At 72.8% G+C, this 14,463-nt stretch carries 12 protein-coding genes; 10 read left to right on the top strand and 2 right to left on the bottom strand.

Features of this window, described 5'->3' with window-relative positions; translation table 11 throughout:
• The first annotated feature begins 8 nt into the window (after positions 1-8).
• Positions 9-1,637, top strand: a complete 1,629-nt coding sequence (locus tag VT50_RS33375; RefSeq protein ID WP_107424937.1) for an amidase family protein — start codon at positions 9-11, stop codon at positions 1,635-1,637.
• Between the two features lie 150 nt (positions 1,638-1,787).
• On the opposite strand, the gene VT50_RS33370 is transcribed toward VT50_RS33375, so the two are convergent.
• Complete coding sequence (locus tag VT50_RS33370; RefSeq protein ID WP_046084725.1) at positions 1,788-2,588, bottom strand: helix-turn-helix domain-containing protein; 801 nt, start codon at positions 2,586-2,588, stop codon at positions 1,788-1,790.
• 189 nt (positions 2,589-2,777) lie between these two features.
• On the opposite strand from VT50_RS33370, the gene VT50_RS33365 reads away from it, so the two are divergent.
• From VT50_RS33365 to VT50_RS33350, 4 genes are all read left to right on the top strand, one after another.
• Positions 2,778-3,203 (top strand): ATP-binding protein, encoded by a 426-nt coding sequence (locus VT50_RS33365; RefSeq protein ID WP_046084792.1) that lies wholly within the window; start codon positions 2,778-2,780, stop codon positions 3,201-3,203.
• Positions 3,204-3,213: 10 nt separating this feature from the next.
• Positions 3,214-3,858 (top strand): TetR/AcrR family transcriptional regulator, encoded by a 645-nt coding sequence (locus tag VT50_RS33360; protein WP_046084724.1) that lies wholly within the window; start codon positions 3,214-3,216, stop codon positions 3,856-3,858.
• 165 nt (positions 3,859-4,023) lie between these two features.
• Positions 4,024-4,683 (top strand): TetR/AcrR family transcriptional regulator, encoded by a 660-nt coding sequence (locus VT50_RS33355; protein WP_046084723.1) that lies wholly within the window; start codon positions 4,024-4,026, stop codon positions 4,681-4,683.
• 121 nt (positions 4,684-4,804) lie between these two features.
• Positions 4,805-6,376, top strand: coding sequence for an FAD-dependent monooxygenase (locus VT50_RS33350; RefSeq protein ID WP_240529415.1), 1,572 nt, complete (start codon positions 4,805-4,807; stop codon positions 6,374-6,376).
• A gap of 296 nt (positions 6,377-6,672) precedes the next feature.
• Here the strand turns inward: VT50_RS33350 and VT50_RS41190 are convergent, their stop codons facing one another.
• Positions 6,673-7,044, bottom strand: coding sequence for a histidine kinase (locus VT50_RS41190; protein ID WP_053048442.1), 372 nt, complete (start codon positions 7,042-7,044; stop codon positions 6,673-6,675).
• Positions 7,045-7,568: 524 nt separating this feature from the next.
• Here VT50_RS41190 and VT50_RS33340 point away from each other — a divergent pair.
• From VT50_RS33340 to VT50_RS33320, 5 genes are all read left to right on the top strand, one after another.
• Complete coding sequence (locus VT50_RS33340; RefSeq protein WP_046084721.1) at positions 7,569-7,901, top strand: hypothetical protein; 333 nt, start codon at positions 7,569-7,571, stop codon at positions 7,899-7,901.
• Complete coding sequence (locus tag VT50_RS38820) at positions 7,898-8,239, top strand: DUF6098 family protein (RefSeq protein ID WP_338058367.1); 342 nt, start codon at positions 7,898-7,900, stop codon at positions 8,237-8,239. The genes VT50_RS33340 and VT50_RS38820 overlap by 4 nt, the downstream gene beginning before the upstream one ends.
• 120 nt (positions 8,240-8,359) lie before the next feature.
• Positions 8,360-8,986 carry a YigZ family protein gene (locus VT50_RS33330; RefSeq protein ID WP_046084720.1) on the top strand — a complete coding sequence of 209 codons (627 nt, stop codon included), beginning with the start codon at positions 8,360-8,362 and terminating at the stop codon, positions 8,984-8,986.
• A 224-nt stretch (positions 8,987-9,210) separates the two neighbouring features.
• Positions 9,211-10,506, top strand: a complete 1,296-nt coding sequence (locus tag VT50_RS33325) for an exonuclease SbcCD subunit D (RefSeq protein WP_240529406.1) — start codon at positions 9,211-9,213, stop codon at positions 10,504-10,506.
• Positions 10,503-14,015 (top strand): AAA family ATPase, encoded by a 3,513-nt coding sequence (locus VT50_RS33320; protein WP_079343940.1) that lies wholly within the window; start codon positions 10,503-10,505, stop codon positions 14,013-14,015. The genes VT50_RS33325 and VT50_RS33320 overlap by 4 nt, the downstream gene beginning before the upstream one ends.
• Positions 14,016-14,463 lie beyond the last annotated feature (448 nt).

The following is a 14,463-nucleotide window of genomic DNA, read 5'->3' as shown; positions in this document are numbered from 1 at the left end:
CACCCATCATGCCAAGCCGCCGCCTACTGATCGCTGCCACTGCCGTCGGCGCCGCTGTGGCCATGGGAACCAGGGCGTTCGCCACCTCGCCATCCGCCGCCGCTGTCCGGCGGGAGGTGCTGGCCTGGTCGACCCCGACCGTACGGGCCATCCGCGCCGCATCCGACCGCCTCAACCTGGGCATCACCCGGCAGGAGGCGCAGTTGTACGCCGAATTGGCGCCAGGGCTCGTCGCCGCCCACGGGCGGGTACGCGCCGCATGGGAAAAGGCCCATCCCATGCCGGAACCGCCGCCCTACGCCCGCGGCACCGACGCCCTGAACGCCGTCGAGTTCGAGCTTGGGACGACGCCGGGCACCGTCGGCTCGCTCGCCGGAAAGCGGGTCGCGATCAAGAGCACGATCGCCTACGGCGGGGTGCCGCTCGCGGCCGGTTCACGGCTGGTGCAGGGGCATGTGCCACGCGAGTCCGCCACGGTCGTGCTGCGCACCCTCGCCGCCGGCGCGGCCGTCACCCACACCACCAGGACAGACGATCTCTGTCTGGCGATCACCGGCGCCACCCCGTGGGACGGCCCGGTCCTCAACCCCTGGGACCGGGACCGCACGACGGGCGGCTCAAGCGCCGGAGCGGCAGCGCTGCTCGCCGCCGGTCTCGTGGACCTCGCCATCATGGTTGACCAGGCCGGCAGCGGCCGGGTGCCGCCCTCCCACTGCGGGGCGTTCGCGCTCCTGCCGACTTCTGGTCTCATCCCCATGACGGGAATCCTCGGGTTCACGCCCGTTCAGGACCGGGTTGCCGTCGCCGGACGCCGCGTGCGCGAGGTCGCCGTACTCGCCTCCGAACTGTCCGGCACAGACCGGCGCGACAGGTTCGCGCAGCACGCGCCCCGGGACTGGACACGCGGCCTCCGGGACGGCGTGCGCGGACTGCGCGTCGGCATCGTCGGTCAGTCCCTCACCCCCGAGTTCTGCACCCCAGAAGTGGCCGCGGTAGTGCGCGCCCGCGCGGACGATCTCGCCCTCGCCGGTGCCGTCCTGTCCACCGTCGACATCCCCCAGTACGGAGAAGCCCGCGACCTGGCGATGTTGCTGACCGTGCACGGTGGGGTGCCCGCCGTGCTCGCCGGCCACTTCGGGCACAGCCCGGGCGTCGCCCACGGTGATCCTGAGCTTGTTCACCAGGTGAGCGACCGCCGCGACCGGGACCCGGGTCACCTCGGGGCCACCACGAAGCTGTCCGCCGCGGTGGGCGCGGCCTGCGGCGACTCCGCGGAGTGGGTCGCGGCCACGCTGGACGGCATCGCCCGCCTGACCACCGCGTGGGACGCCGCCCTCAATGGCGTGGACGTTCTCCTCACCCCGACCGTCTACACCCCCGCGCTGCCCGCGCCCGGCCCGGGCACCCCAGATGGCGAGGTCATCGCCGATGCCATCGGGAAGGGCATCGCCCACACCTGCGGGCTAAACCTGACCGCGCACCCTGCCGCACAAATCCCCGGTGGCACGGTTGACGGGCTCCCCGTCGGCGTGCAGGCCATCGCCGGCCTGCACCGCGAGGATCGGTTGTTGCGCGTCGCCACGGTACTGGAACCGAGCGGCGGCTGGCCGACCGCGCCCCAGGGGGCGGAGAGATGATCGAGGCCCACCTTCAGTCCAAGGGTTCAGGGGCCATAGGTGGTCAGGGAACGCGTGGCGGATGCACGACCTCCCGGCGCGGGAGCCCGGTCCGTAGTCAGCCACTACGACCTGGCGTCGCCCGGGGAACGCCTCTCGCGGGTGATTCCCTCAGACAGGTGGTTGCGGTCTTCCGTCCGCCGCGGCCACCACGACCATCCGTGTGCCGGTCGAGACGTCGGGATGCTCCAGGGCGAAGCTGAGGACGTCGAGTTCGACGGGCTCCTCCCCCCAGCCCGGCAGATACATCGCCCGGCGCCGCCCGTAGGTGTGGTCCTGGAGATCCACACTCGTGAGCCAGAACCTCTCGACGGCCGGGTCCCGTCGGATGACCTCCGTCATTGCCATCAGGCTGTGCCGGTGCTCGACCTGGTAATGGACGGACTGGAGCACCATCGTCTTGATCTGGGCGACCAGCGCGGGGATCCACACCTCCTCACGGTCGACGAGCTGCGCCCGCCCCTCGCCGACCAGCAGCCCCTCCATCACGTTCACGCCCCTGTTGGAGAACCACGGAAAATTCCGGAGCGCGGCGTCATTGCAGTCCAGCAGTTCCCAGTCCGGGCCTTCGATCATTGCCGCATCCTGCTGGCGGTGCATCGTCCTCAGCAGCGGGTGCGGGATCTCGACCCCTCCTCGCGGCGGAGGAGGGGGCGGCAGATGCCCCGCTCGGGAATGCAGCAGCTTCGCCTCGGCCCAGTTCAGGCGCAGGGCCTTCGAGAGGGCCTGAACCTGCGACAAGGTCATCTTCCGCTCGCCGGAGACCAGTCTCGCCGCATGACGGGGGTGCACGGCGAATACATCTGCCAGCTGCTCGCCCGACCTGAGCCCCCGCCGGGTCATCCATTGCCGCAGGATCTCCGGCATGGAAGCCGTTGGATCTTCGTGGTTTACCCACCCTTCCTGCATCATGCAACCTCCTTACAAGCGGCGATTCCCAGAATAGGACGGCACTGCGGCGTCATCCCAGCGTTCCGTGCACCGCAGAACGGGTTGCTGACCAATCTTGGACATGCCCAATCTTGGCCATTACGCAGCCGTCTGTTCCGGTGTTCTCTGGAATCAGACATACCGATCTGATTGCGGGACTGCGAGGACGAGATGCTGCAATTCACCGTCGCGCCCACCCCAAGCGCCCCCCGCGCGGCACGGAAATGGGCGGGAACAGTTCTTGAAGCCTGGCTGCAGGGCACCCGTGACAGCGTGCTCCTCGTTCTTTCCGAGCTGACGACGAACGCGGTCAGGGAAGCCGCCTCCATCCACGCGGATACGACACTCCGAGTGGAGATCGGATTCGACGCGGGCTGCGTTATCGTCAGCGTGACGGATCCCAGCAGCCATCTTCCGCCGGAGATCCGGCACGCGAGCGACGAGCAGGAGCACGGCCGTGGCCTGGAGATCGTTTCTCTGGTGTGCCGGCACATGGGGTCCGAGCCGTGCAGCGCCGGGGGCAAACGGGTATGGGGCGCGATTCCCGTGGACGGAGAAGAAACCGCCGCGGTGCTGTGCCCCGCCCGCCTCGCGTAAGGCGCGATTGATGGCGCAGCAGCAACGTTCCCGGCTGACGCGCCAGCGGTATCTCGTGGCGGGCGCGTGGGAAATCGAGAAACGTGGATTCGCCGGGGCCTCCACGCCGCGGATCATCGCGGCGGCTAATGGTTCGGCCGGCGGATACCACCACCATTTCGAAGACAAGATGGCTCTCGGTGACGCCATCATCGACGCACAGTTGCAATTCTTCGACGAGGCTGCGAGGCAGGTGGCGGAGCAGCCCGCTCCGCGCACGACTCCGCGGCTGCAGGCCCTCATCGACCTGTCCTTCCATTACTGCACCGCAATCCAGGAACAGGTCGTGCTGCGGGCTGCCGTCAAACTGAGCACAGAGGCGGGCCCGTGGATGACGATGCGCAGCTACTCCGCGCCGCAGAAGGCGGTCACGCGGCTCCTGGCGGCGGCCGACGAGGCGGGTGAACTGCTGGAGGGCGTCATCGTCGAAGACGCTGCGCGATTCTTCGTCGGCGGAATCGCCGGCCTGCGCATCACCTCCTACGTCGCGACCGGCCTCGCCGACCTACTGGTTCAGATCTCCAACATGTGGAAATACACGATGCCTGGGGTCGCCGAAAAAGGGGTCTGCTCGCGCCTGCGGTACCACCCTCCATCGTCAGCGAAGGGCGACTGACCACCCTTTCTGCGCCGCGGTTGAGGATCAAGACCGTCTCCTGGAACCCGGGGCCGACCCCGGCAGCGTGATCGTGCCCTGCGGTACGCGGGTTCTCGGTGACCACGGCATACTTGCCATGACGGCAATTTTGCCGAGTGTGCATATTTCGTTAGGGTGGCACGCATGCTGGCTGACGAGGGACGGGATGGGACGCGCGGCGGTCTGCGGGAGCGCAAGAAGCAGGCGACCCGAGAGGCATTGACTTTGGCTGCGGTGCGTCTGGCGTCGGAGCGCGGGCTGGAGAACGTCCGCAATGAGGACATCGCCGCCGAGGCGGGAGTGTCGCCACGGACGTTCAGTAATTACTTCTCCAGCAAGTACGAAGCACTCGCCGCGCGGAACATCGACCGGGCGAGGCAGGCCGCGGACACGCTGCGGTCCCGCCCGGAGGGCGAGCCACTGTGGGACGCGCTCATCGAGGCCACGCTGTCACCCTTGGCGGGTGCAGAGCGGGCCCACCGCGCTCCTGAGCCGGACGTGCTGGCCAGGCTGCGGCGGATGAGCGATGCCCCCGCGCTGCTCGGTGAGGCGTTGAAGACCGGGCTCGCGGCCGACAGCGAGCTCGCCGCGGCCATCGCCGAGCGCACAGGAACGGACGTCGATCGGGACTTGTACCCCAGGCTGGCGGCTGCCGCCGTGACGAGCGCGGTACACGTAGCCACCGATCGGTGGTTGCGCGCGGATCCGCCGGTCCCTCTGGTGCCCCTGCTGGTTCAGGCGCTGCGGCAGTTGGCCGCGGGACTTCCTGACCCGTCCACCGACCCCGGTGCCGCGGCCCCCTAGGTCAGCCTTCCGGCAGCCCCATGCCAACGAGCCCTCTTCACCGCCTACCGCCTCACTGCCGGCCCGCAGGTGAGATCGCGATGGTTGCCACCGGATGTTGAGACAAGGAGTTCCTTTGACAGTGGATGTCGTTATCGCCGGTGCCGGACCCAATGGACTGATGCTGGCCTGCGAGCTGAGCCTGGCGGGCATGCAGCCGGTCGTTCTGGAACAGCTGCACGAGCGCGGTGAAAGCCCTAAGGCCAACGGCGTGATCGGGCAGGTGGTTCGGCTCCTCGACCACCGTGGGCTGTACGAGCGGCTCCGTGGCGAGCCGGGAGCGCCGCAGGCGATCCCGGCATTCCTCTTCGGTGCGCTGCCGCTGAATCTGAGCGGGCTGGACGCGAATCCGATGTATGGCCTGGGCGTTCCGCAACGCCGCTTGGAGCAGGTGCTGGAGGAACGCGCGCGTGAACTCGGCGTTGAACTGCGACGTGGTCACGAGTTGGTCCGCCTCGACCAGCGGGAAGACGGAGTGACCCTGCGCGTGCGGGGGCCGGATGGTCGGTACGAGATGCGTACCGGCTATCTGGTCGGCTGCGACGGCGGACACAGCACCGTCCGAAAGCAGGCGGGTATCGGCTTCCCAGGCGTGACCGCGCCGGATGTCACGTCCCGCACTGGCCATGTCGCCATTGAGGGTGCACAGGCCGTGCCGGGAACGGTGGATCTGGAGGTGCCGGGGGTGGGCCGCATCGGCATGTATGCCTGGCAGCGCACTGAGCATGGCGCGTACGCGATCATGCCGCTTCCTTCCGGCGCCCTGACGGTCAGCGTGATGGAGTGGGAGCGCCCGCCCACCGACGACGACGCACCGATGACCACGGAGGAGTTGCGTGCCAGCCTGCGCCGGGTGCTCGGCGCGGACCTTCCGATCACCGAACCTCAAGCCCCCGGCCCGCACCTGTTGCGTCGGCTCGTCGGCCGCAACACCCGGCTCGCCGAGACGTACCGCAAGGACCGGGTGCTGCTGGTCGGTGATGCCGCCCACGTTCACTCCGCCGTCGGCGCACCCGGGCTCAACCTCGGCCTCCAGGACGCGGCCAACCTCGGATGGAAATTGGCAGCCGAAGTCAGCGGTTGGGCACCGCCTGGGCTGCTGGACACGTACCACACCGAACGGCACCCGGCCAGCGAGCGGGTCGCCATGCACTCCCAGGCGCAGATGGCCCTGATGGCACCTGGCAGCGGGATCACCGCACTTCGCCAGGTGTTCGGCGAGCTGCTACAGGACAAGGACACCATTCAGCGCATCGCCGGTCTGATGGCGGGGGCGGACGTACGCTACGCGGCGGGCGCGCAGAACGACGAGGCCGCAGGGCACCCGCTCACCGGACGATTCGCACCGGACCTGATGCTGACCACGGAGACCGGCCCTGCCCGGCTCGCCGACCTCATGCGCAATGCCAGGCCGCTCCTGCTCGACCTCTCCGGCGGAACGCAACTGTCCACAGCGGCGGCCGGTTGGAAGGACCGGGTGGACACCGTCTCGGCCCACTGCACCGACCCGCCCGCACACGCGCTCCTGATTCGCCCGGACGGCTATGTTGCCTGGGCGGCAACGCTGGACGAGCCGATCGAACACCTCCGCAACGCACTCGGGTCCGCACTGACAACATGGTTCGGCACGGAATGGGCGGGGTCGACGAACTGATCTCGCCGACCGCCGATCACCAGCAGAGGAGCGCGGATCGTACTCAGATCGGCTTCCCGGACCTCGGTCTGCTCCGCAGTGTGCCGGACGTGGACGGCCGCCTCCGCGCCCGGCGCGTGCTTGGCCACGTTGGTCAGCGCCTCCTGCACCACACGGCGCACCGGGCGCGCTCCACGTCCGGCGGCAGCTCGCCGGGCTCGTCTTCGCTCTGCAGCCGGACCGCAAGACCCGATGCCGCCAGCCGCTCGACCAGCTCCGCCACATCCGCGCCACCCGCCACATCCGCGCTGCCAGCGTTATCCCGCGTTGCCCGCGTCACCCGGCTCCGGCGGCGCCCCGTCCGGCTCCTGGCGCAGGACGCTGATCACCTCGCCGAGGCGGTCCACGGCGCCCGCCGCCCCGGCCCTGATGTCCCCGGCGGCCTCCCGGTGGCCGTCCGTCAGCCCGGGCGCCAGCTTGAGGGCCCCGGCCGAGAGGGCGGTCAGGCTGAGCTCGTGGCCGAGCACATCGTGCATGTCCTGTGCGATACGGGCCCGCCGCAGCCGGGCCTGCTCGGCGATCAGCCGCTGCTCGCGCTCCAGCCGCGCGGCCCGCTCCCACCCCGCCCGGTGACGGCAGAACCGCCCCACGAACCACGGCAGGACGACGGCCCCCGCCACCGCCGCCACGAAGCGGTTCGGCCCAGGTGATCCAGGACGGCACCACGGCGACCGCCACCACCGCGCCCGCGACCACCCCGATCAGCCCCACCGCCGTGGACCACGTCCGCCCGGGCCGCCACCCCGCCGCGAACGCGCACAGCGCCGTGGGCACCCCCCACCCCAGGCTGACCACGCTCAGCCCGGCGGCGCCGATGGTGGCCGCCAGCGTGGCCGCCAGCGGCAGGTGTCCGGCGGCCCGGGACGCCCACGGGCGGGCACCGGATCCGGTCGTAGGCGTCTGCGTCGTCATGTACCCCACCCGCGTCCCGAGTGATCAGCCGACTCGCAGGGGCGACCTTACGAAGACGGAGGACCGGCGGCCACTGCCCAAAGACCCATCCCGTGGAATCCGCACACCGCACGGCATCCGGCCGACGCCCAGGAGACGCACGCTGGTTATGGGGGAGAGAGCGGGGGGAACCCGACTCATGCGGTCGGCGATCTCAGGCCGTCGGCCGCCACGAACCGAGGGGGAAGGAGAGGAAGACACCATGCCCGCAGGATCCAGCCGCAAGCGTGAACGGCAGTACGAGCACATCAAGGAAGGCGCCGAGCAGCGCGGCGCGTCCACCGGCCGGGCGAAGGAAATGGCCGCCCGTACGGTCAACAAGGAGCGCGCCCGCTCGGGCGAGTCCAGGGCCGCGAGCAGGACCTCGACCAAGGACCCGAAGTCCGCGCCGCAGCGTGGCGGCCAGCGCTCCGGCAGCCGGACGGGTCCCAAGGGCCCGACGCGCGACCAGCTGTACAACGAGGCCAAGCAGCGCGGCATCGAGGGCCGCTCCACCATGACCAAGGACCAGCTGGCCAAGGCCCTGGGCCGCTGACGCTGGCCCGGACGCCGCCGCCCGCTTCGGCCAACCCGCTGGTCTTCGAGGAATGGGCGAAGGACCTGCCCACGACCGTGTGGGTCGCCCGGAGGCTGTGTGACTACATCCACCTCCGGGACGACGACGGTGGCTCCACCGATGTCCACCCCTGGGTGCTCAAGGGGGAGGAGACCGGCCGGGGCCCGGACAACGAGCCCCTGGTCCTCGATGTGGAGCCGGTGGCCTTGATCGCCGAGAGCGTGATCGCCGAGGCCGAGGGCGTGGTGGCGCGCCAGCGGGGCGCGCGGGGGCCCTTGCACCGACCGGCCCGGTTCAGCCGCGGTGGAAGCGGCTGAAGTGGCGGACGCGGCTGAAGTGGCGGAAAGGCCTGACCGGGCGCGGTCAGCCGCCCTTCCCCGTCGCCCCGCGGACCAGCGCCGGGACAGCGGACCGGTGCCGGGACATAGGGTGGCCTGATGCAGGAGCGGTACCGGACGGTCGCGCGCGAGGGCGTGCACGAGACCGAGATCAACAGATCGCGCTTCCTCTGCACGCTCGCGCCCGCCGCGACCGAGCAGGAGGCGCAGGACGTCGTCCAGCGGGTCAGGAAGGAGCACCCCACCGCCACCCACAACTGCTTCGCCTACGTCATCGGCGCGGACGGCGGTGTGCAGAAGGCGAGCGACGACGGGGAGCCGGGCGGCACGGCCGGGGTGCCGATGCTGCAGATGCTGCTGCGCCGCGAGATCCGGTACGCGGTGGCCGTCGTCACCCGTTACTTCGGGGGCGTGAAGCTCGGCGCGGGCGGTCTGATCCGGGCCTACGGCGGAGCGGTCGGCGAGGCGCTTGACGCGCTGGGCACCGTCACCCGGCAGCGGTTCCGGCTGGTGACCGTCACCGTGGACCACCAGCGGGCCGGAAAGCTGGAGAACGATCTGCGGGCGACGGGGCGCGCGGTACGCGAGGTGCGCTACGCCGAGGCAGTGACGATCGAACTCGGGCTCCCCGACGCGGACGTGGACACCTTCCGCGACTGGCTGGCGGACACCACCGCGGGCACGGCGACACTGGAGCTCGGCGGCGAGGCGTACCAGGACGCCTAAGGCGTACCAGGACGCGTGAGGCGTACAGACTTCGCTGTCCGTGCGGGGATTGCGCCGGTGACAGGCCCCGGCACGGGCGACACGGGCGGGAAATACGAGGTCCATGAGAGACCGGGCGCCGAACGCGGCTAACGTGGTCGGTGCCCGCATCGCGAACACACCGCGGGTGTGATGCTGGCCACCGGGGTGGGAGGAAGGACAGAAGTGCAGGTCGGAGACCACTTGTGAGAATTCTGCACACCTCCGACTGGCACCTCGGGCGGTCCTTTCACCGGGTCAGCCTCCTTGCCGCACAACGGGAGTTCATCGACCACCTCATCACCACCGTGCGCGACCGGCGCATTGACGCGGTGGTGGTCGCGGGCGACATCTACGACCGCGCCGTGCCGCCGCTCGCCGCCGTCGAGCTCTTCGACGACGCCCTGCACCGGCTCGCGGACCTCGGGGTGCCGACGGTCATGATCTCCGGCAACCATGACTCGGCCCGCCGTCTCGGCGTCGGCGCCGGGCTGATCGACCGGGCCGGGATCCATCTGCGTACCGACCCCGCCGGATGCGCCACGCCCGTCGTCCTCGCCGACGACCACGGCGAAGTGGCCTTCTACGGTCTGCCGTATCTCGAACCGGGTCTGGTGCGGGAGGAGTTGGGCGCCCCGGCGGCCGGGCATGCGGCGGTGCTCGGCGCCGCCATGGAGCGGGTGCGCGCCGACCTCGCCACCCGGCCGTCCGGCACCCGGTCCGTCGTCCTCGCGCACGCCTTCGTCACCGGTGGCGCGGTCAGCGACAGCGAGCGGGACATCACGGTCGGCGGCGTCGCCTCCGCACCCGCCGAGGTCTTCGACGGCGTCGACTACGCCGCGCTGGGCCATCTGCACGGCTGCCAGACCATCACCGAGCGCGTCCGCTACTCGGGCTCCCCGCTCGCGTACTCCTTCTCCGAGGCGGCGCACCGCAAGTCCATGTGGGTGGTGGAGCTGGGGGCGGCGGGCGAGGCCCCGTCGTACCAACGGGTGGAGTGCCCGGTGCCCAGGCCGCTGGCCCGGATCCGCGGCCGGATCGAGGAGTTGCTGGCCGACCCGGACCTCGACCGCCACGAGGAGGCGTGGGTCGAGGCCACGCTGACCGACGCGGTGCGGCCGCATGAGCCGATGGCCCGGCTGGTGCGGCGCTTCCCCCATGTGCTCACGCTGGTCTTCGACCCCGAGCGGCCCCCCGAGGATCCGCTCGCCTCGTACGCGCAGCGGCTGCGCGGCCGCTCGGACCGGCAGATCGCCGAGGACTTCGTGGCCCATGTGCGGGGCGGCCGCGGCCCGGACGCGGCGGAGCGCGTACTGCTCGAGGACGCGCTGGAGACCGTAAGGAGCGAGGCGCACGAGGGGGTCGTGCCGGGCGGGGAGAACGGCCCGGGGGCGGCGACGGCAACCGTAAGGACGACCCCCGGGGCGGCGACGGCAACCGTAAGGACGACCCCGGGGGCGGCGACGGCAACCGTAAGGATCGCGGGGGAGGCGGCGCGATGAGGCTGCACCGGCTCGCCGTCACGGCCTTCGGGCCGTTCGGCGCCGCCCAGGAGATCGACTTCGATGAGCTGTCCGCCGCCGGGCTCTTCCTGCTGCACGGGCCGACCGGCGCCGGTAAGACGTCTGTCCTGGACGCGGTCTGCTACGCGCTGTACGGCCAGGTGCCCGGCGCCCGCCAGGGCGGCGGGCTTTCGCTGCGCAGCGACCATGCCGAACCGCTGACCCCGACCGAGGTCGTTCTCGAATGCACCGTCGGGGAACGGCGCCTTGAGATCACCCGGCGCCCCGAGCAGCCGCGCCCCAAGAAGCGGGGCACGGGGATGACGCGGGAGAAGGCGCAGACCCTGCTCCGCGAGTACGTCCCGGCGCCCTCCTCGGCCAGCGCGGGGGCGGGGGCGGCGGGCACGGGGACGGGAACGTGGAAGGCCCTCAGCCGCTCGCACCAGGAGATCGGCGAGGAGATCGCGCAGCTGCTCGGCATGAGCCGGGAGCAGTTCTGCCAGGTGGTGCTGTTGCCGCAGGGCGACTTCGCGCGCTTTCTGCGTGCGGACGAGCTGGCCCGCGGCAAGCTGCTGGGCAAGCTGTTCGACACCGGCCGCTTCGCCGCCGTCGAGGAACGGCTGGCGGAGCAGCGGCGGGCGGCGGAGCAGCGGGTCGCGGCCGGGGACGAGCGGCTGCTCGCGCTCGCCCACCGCATGGCGCAGGCGGCGGGCCGCACCACGGAGCTGGACGGCCACCCGCTGCCGGAGCTGACCCCCGGTGAGCCGGGGCTGGCCGACGCCGTCCTGGAGTGGGCCGCCGTCGCGCGCGCGGGCGCGCGGGAACGCAGGGACATCGCGCTGTCCGCCGTACGGGCCGCCGAGTCGGCCCACGACACCGCCCAGCGGACCGCCGACGCGATCCGCGAACGGGCCGAACTCCAGCGCCGGCACACCGAGGCCCGCCGCCGGGCGGATGACCTCGAACGGCGCCGTCCCGACCACGACCACCTGCGCGAGCTGCTGGAACGCGCCCGCGCCGCCGACGCGGTGGTCCCCGCGCTCGACCTCCGCACCGTCGCCGCCCGCGACCACGACACCGCAGAAGCCACCGAACGCCAGGCCCGCGCCCGCCTGGCCGCCGAGCCCGACCTACGGACGGCGCCGGACATCCCCGACCAACGCACCCCCGCCGCCTCGGTCCCGACCGCTTCGCCCGACGCCCCGCTGCCCGCACAGGCCACCGCGTCCCCGGAGGAGCCCGCCCCGCACCCGGGCACGGAAGGTGCGTGGGCCGGGCGGGCTGCCGACGAGGACACCGCGGACGATGTGCGGCGCCGGGCGCCGTCCGGCGACGCTGCCGCCCCGGGCGGGGCCGGTGCGTCGGGCGGTGCGGATGCGTCGGAGCGCGGAGTGCCGCACGTGGGGGCTTCCCGCGGTCCGGGCACCGCCACGGGGGCGCGCGGTCCGGGCGCGCCGGACCCTGGCGCGGCGAGGCAGGCCGCGCCGCCCCAGGCGGGTCGTGGCGGCGCGGCCCGTGGCGGTGAGGGGCCGTATGGCGAGCCGGGCGCCGGTTCGCGGGGCGCGGGCGTGGCCGTGGTGCCCGCCGAAGCCGATGCCCAGTGGCTGGCACAGGCTGAGCGGCGGGTGCGGGAGGAACTGGGGGCGTTGGGGGCCGCGCGGCGGGCGGAGGCCCGGGCGGGGGCCGTCCTCCGTGAGATCGCCGCGCTCGAGCGGGAGGCCCGTGCCGATGACGAGGCGGTCGAGGAGGCCGACGAGTGGCTCGCCGGGTGGGAGGAGACCCACCGGGCGCATCAGCGGCGGGTCGAGGCGGCGCAGGAGGCCGTCGCCCGGGCCGAGCAGCTCGGCGGGCGGATCGAGCCCGCCGAGCGGCGACTTGAGGCCGCCCGGCGGCGGGACCGGCTCGCCGGGCAGGAGGAGCAGGCGGCGGAGGAGCTGTTGCGGGCGCGGGAAGGGGCCGCCGCCGCGCGGCAGCGCTGGCTCGACCTCAAGGAGGCCCGGCTGCGCGGTATCGCCGCCGAACTCGCGGCCGGGCTGCGCGCCGGAGAGCCCTGCGCGGTGTGCGGGGCGACCGAGCACCCGAGCCCGGCCAGGCCCGGGGCCGGGCATGTGGACCGTACGGCGGAGGAGGCCGCGCTGGCGGACTACCAGCGCGCCGAGGAGGTCCGGGAGGAGGCCGAGCGGGCGCGGAACGCGCTGCGGGAGGCACGTGCGGGTGCGGAGGCCACGGCCGAGGGCGAGGACGCGGCCGAACTCGACCGGGCCCTGGGCGAGTTGCGCACCGCGTACGCCGAGGCACGGAACGCGGCGGCCGACGCGCACGCCGCCCGCGAGGCCCTGGACCGGGCCGAGGGCGAGCACGCACGCCGTCAGGAACAGCGGCAGGAGGCCGAGCGGCGGGCCGCCGCCCGCACCTCGCACCGCGAGGCCCTGGCCAGGGAGCGGGCCGCGCTGCTGACCGAGCTGGATCAGGCGCGCGGCGCGGACGCCACCGTCGCGCGGCGCGCGTCGCGGCTCGAACGGCAGGCGGGGCTGCTGGCCCACGCGGCCGAGGCGGCGCGGGCCGCCGGGACGGCCGCGAACCGGCTCAAAGAGGCCGACGCCCGGCTCGCCGACGCCGCGTACCGGGCCGGGTTCGAGACCCCGGAACAGGCCGCGGCGGCCGTGCTGCCCCCCGACCGGCAGCGCGAGGCGCGCCGCCGCCTCGACGCCTGGCAGTCGGAGTCGGCGGCCGTGGCGGCCGAGCTCTCCGACCCCAGGGTGCTCGCCGCCGCGCAGGCGCCGCCCGCCGACGCCGGGGCGGCGCAGTCGGCGGCCGACGCGGCCACCCGCGCGCTGCGCGAGGTCTCGGCAGCGGACGCCGCGGCCCGCACCCGCTGCGAGGAGCTTGACGCGCTGTCCGCGCAGGCGCTCGCCGACGCCCATCGGCTCGCCCCGCTGCGTGCGGAGCACGACCGGATCGCCCGCCTCGCCTCGCTCGCGGCGGGCACCTCCGCGGACAACGAGCGCAGGATGCGGCTGGAGGCGTATGTGCTGGCGGCCCGGCTGGAGCAGGTCGCCGCGGCGGCGAGCGTACGGCTGCGCCAGATGTCCTCCGGGCGCTACACCCTGGTGCACTCCGACGCCCGCTCCGGCGGGCGCGGGCGCTCCGGCCTCGGACTGCATGTCGTCGACGCCTGGACGGGCAGCGAACGCGACACCGCGACCCTCTCCGGCGGAGAGACCTTCTCCGCGTCGCTGGCCCTCGCGCTGGGGCTGGCCGATGTGGTCACCGACGAGGCGGGCGGGGTCCGCCTGGACACCCTCTTCATCGATGAGGGGTTCGGCAGCCTGGACGAGCAGACCCTGGACGAGGTGATGGACGTGCTGGACTCGCTGCGCGAACGCGACCGTACGGTCGGCATCGTCAGCCATGTCGCCGATCTGCGTCGGCGGATCCCCGCCCAGCTGGAGGTCGTCAAGGGGCGCCGGGGCTCGGCCGTACGGCATCGGACGGCCGCCGCGCACTAGGGGCGTCCGGCGCGCTGCTTTTTCCCCTCCCCGCCCCTTCCCACAACTGGGGCTTCGCCCCAGACCCCGCCGGGGCTTCGCCCCAGACCCCGCCGGGGCTTCGCCCCAGACCCCGCCGGGGCTTCGCCCCAGACCCCGCCGGGGCTTCGCCCCAGACCCCGTGCTGGGGCTCCGTCCCAGGCCTCGCCGGGGTTTTGCTCCAGGCCCCGTGCCGGGGCTTCGCCTCAGATCCCGTGCCGGGGTTTTGCTCCAGGTCCTGTGCCGGGGCTTCGCTCCAGGCCTCGCCGGGGTTTTGCTCCAGACCCTGTGCCGGGGCTCCGCTCCAGACCCTGTGCCGGGGCTCCGCCCCAGGCCCCGTGCCGGGGCTCCGCCCACGCCCCGTGCCGCGGCTTCGTCCCAGGCCCCGTGCCGCGGCTTCGCCCCAGATCCCGTGCCGGGGTCTTGCTCC

The organism is Streptomyces antioxidans, from assembly GCF_000968685.2.
In the GTDB taxonomy this organism is placed as follows: Bacteria; Actinomycetota; Actinomycetes; order Streptomycetales; family Streptomycetaceae; genus Streptomyces; species Streptomyces antioxidans.
This window is presented reverse-complemented; position numbering and strand designations above follow the sequence as displayed.

What these genes read in the sequence shown, in the direction of transcription:
- VT50_RS33370 (WP_046084725.1), bottom strand. Translation starts at nt 2,588, where the DNA reads ATGATGCAGGAAGGGTGGGTAAACCACGAAGATCCAACGGCTTCCATG.
- VT50_RS33365 (WP_046084792.1), top strand. Translation starts at nt 2,778, where the DNA reads ATGCTGCAATTCACCGTCGCGCCCACCCCAAGCGCCCCCCGCGCGGCA.
- VT50_RS33355 (WP_046084723.1), top strand. Translation starts at nt 4,024, where the DNA reads ATGCTGGCTGACGAGGGACGGGATGGGACGCGCGGCGGTCTGCGGGAG.
- VT50_RS33320 (WP_079343940.1), top strand. Translation starts at nt 10,503, where the DNA reads ATGAGGCTGCACCGGCTCGCCGTCACGGCCTTCGGGCCGTTCGGCGCC.
- VT50_RS33340 (WP_046084721.1), top strand. Translation starts at nt 7,569, where the DNA reads ATGCCCGCAGGATCCAGCCGCAAGCGTGAACGGCAGTACGAGCACATC.
- VT50_RS33375 (WP_107424937.1), top strand. Translation starts at nt 9, where the DNA reads ATGCCAAGCCGCCGCCTACTGATCGCTGCCACTGCCGTCGGCGCCGCT.
- VT50_RS33330 (WP_046084720.1), top strand. Translation starts at nt 8,360, where the DNA reads ATGCAGGAGCGGTACCGGACGGTCGCGCGCGAGGGCGTGCACGAGACC.
- VT50_RS33360 (WP_046084724.1), top strand. Translation starts at nt 3,214, where the DNA reads ATGGCGCAGCAGCAACGTTCCCGGCTGACGCGCCAGCGGTATCTCGTG.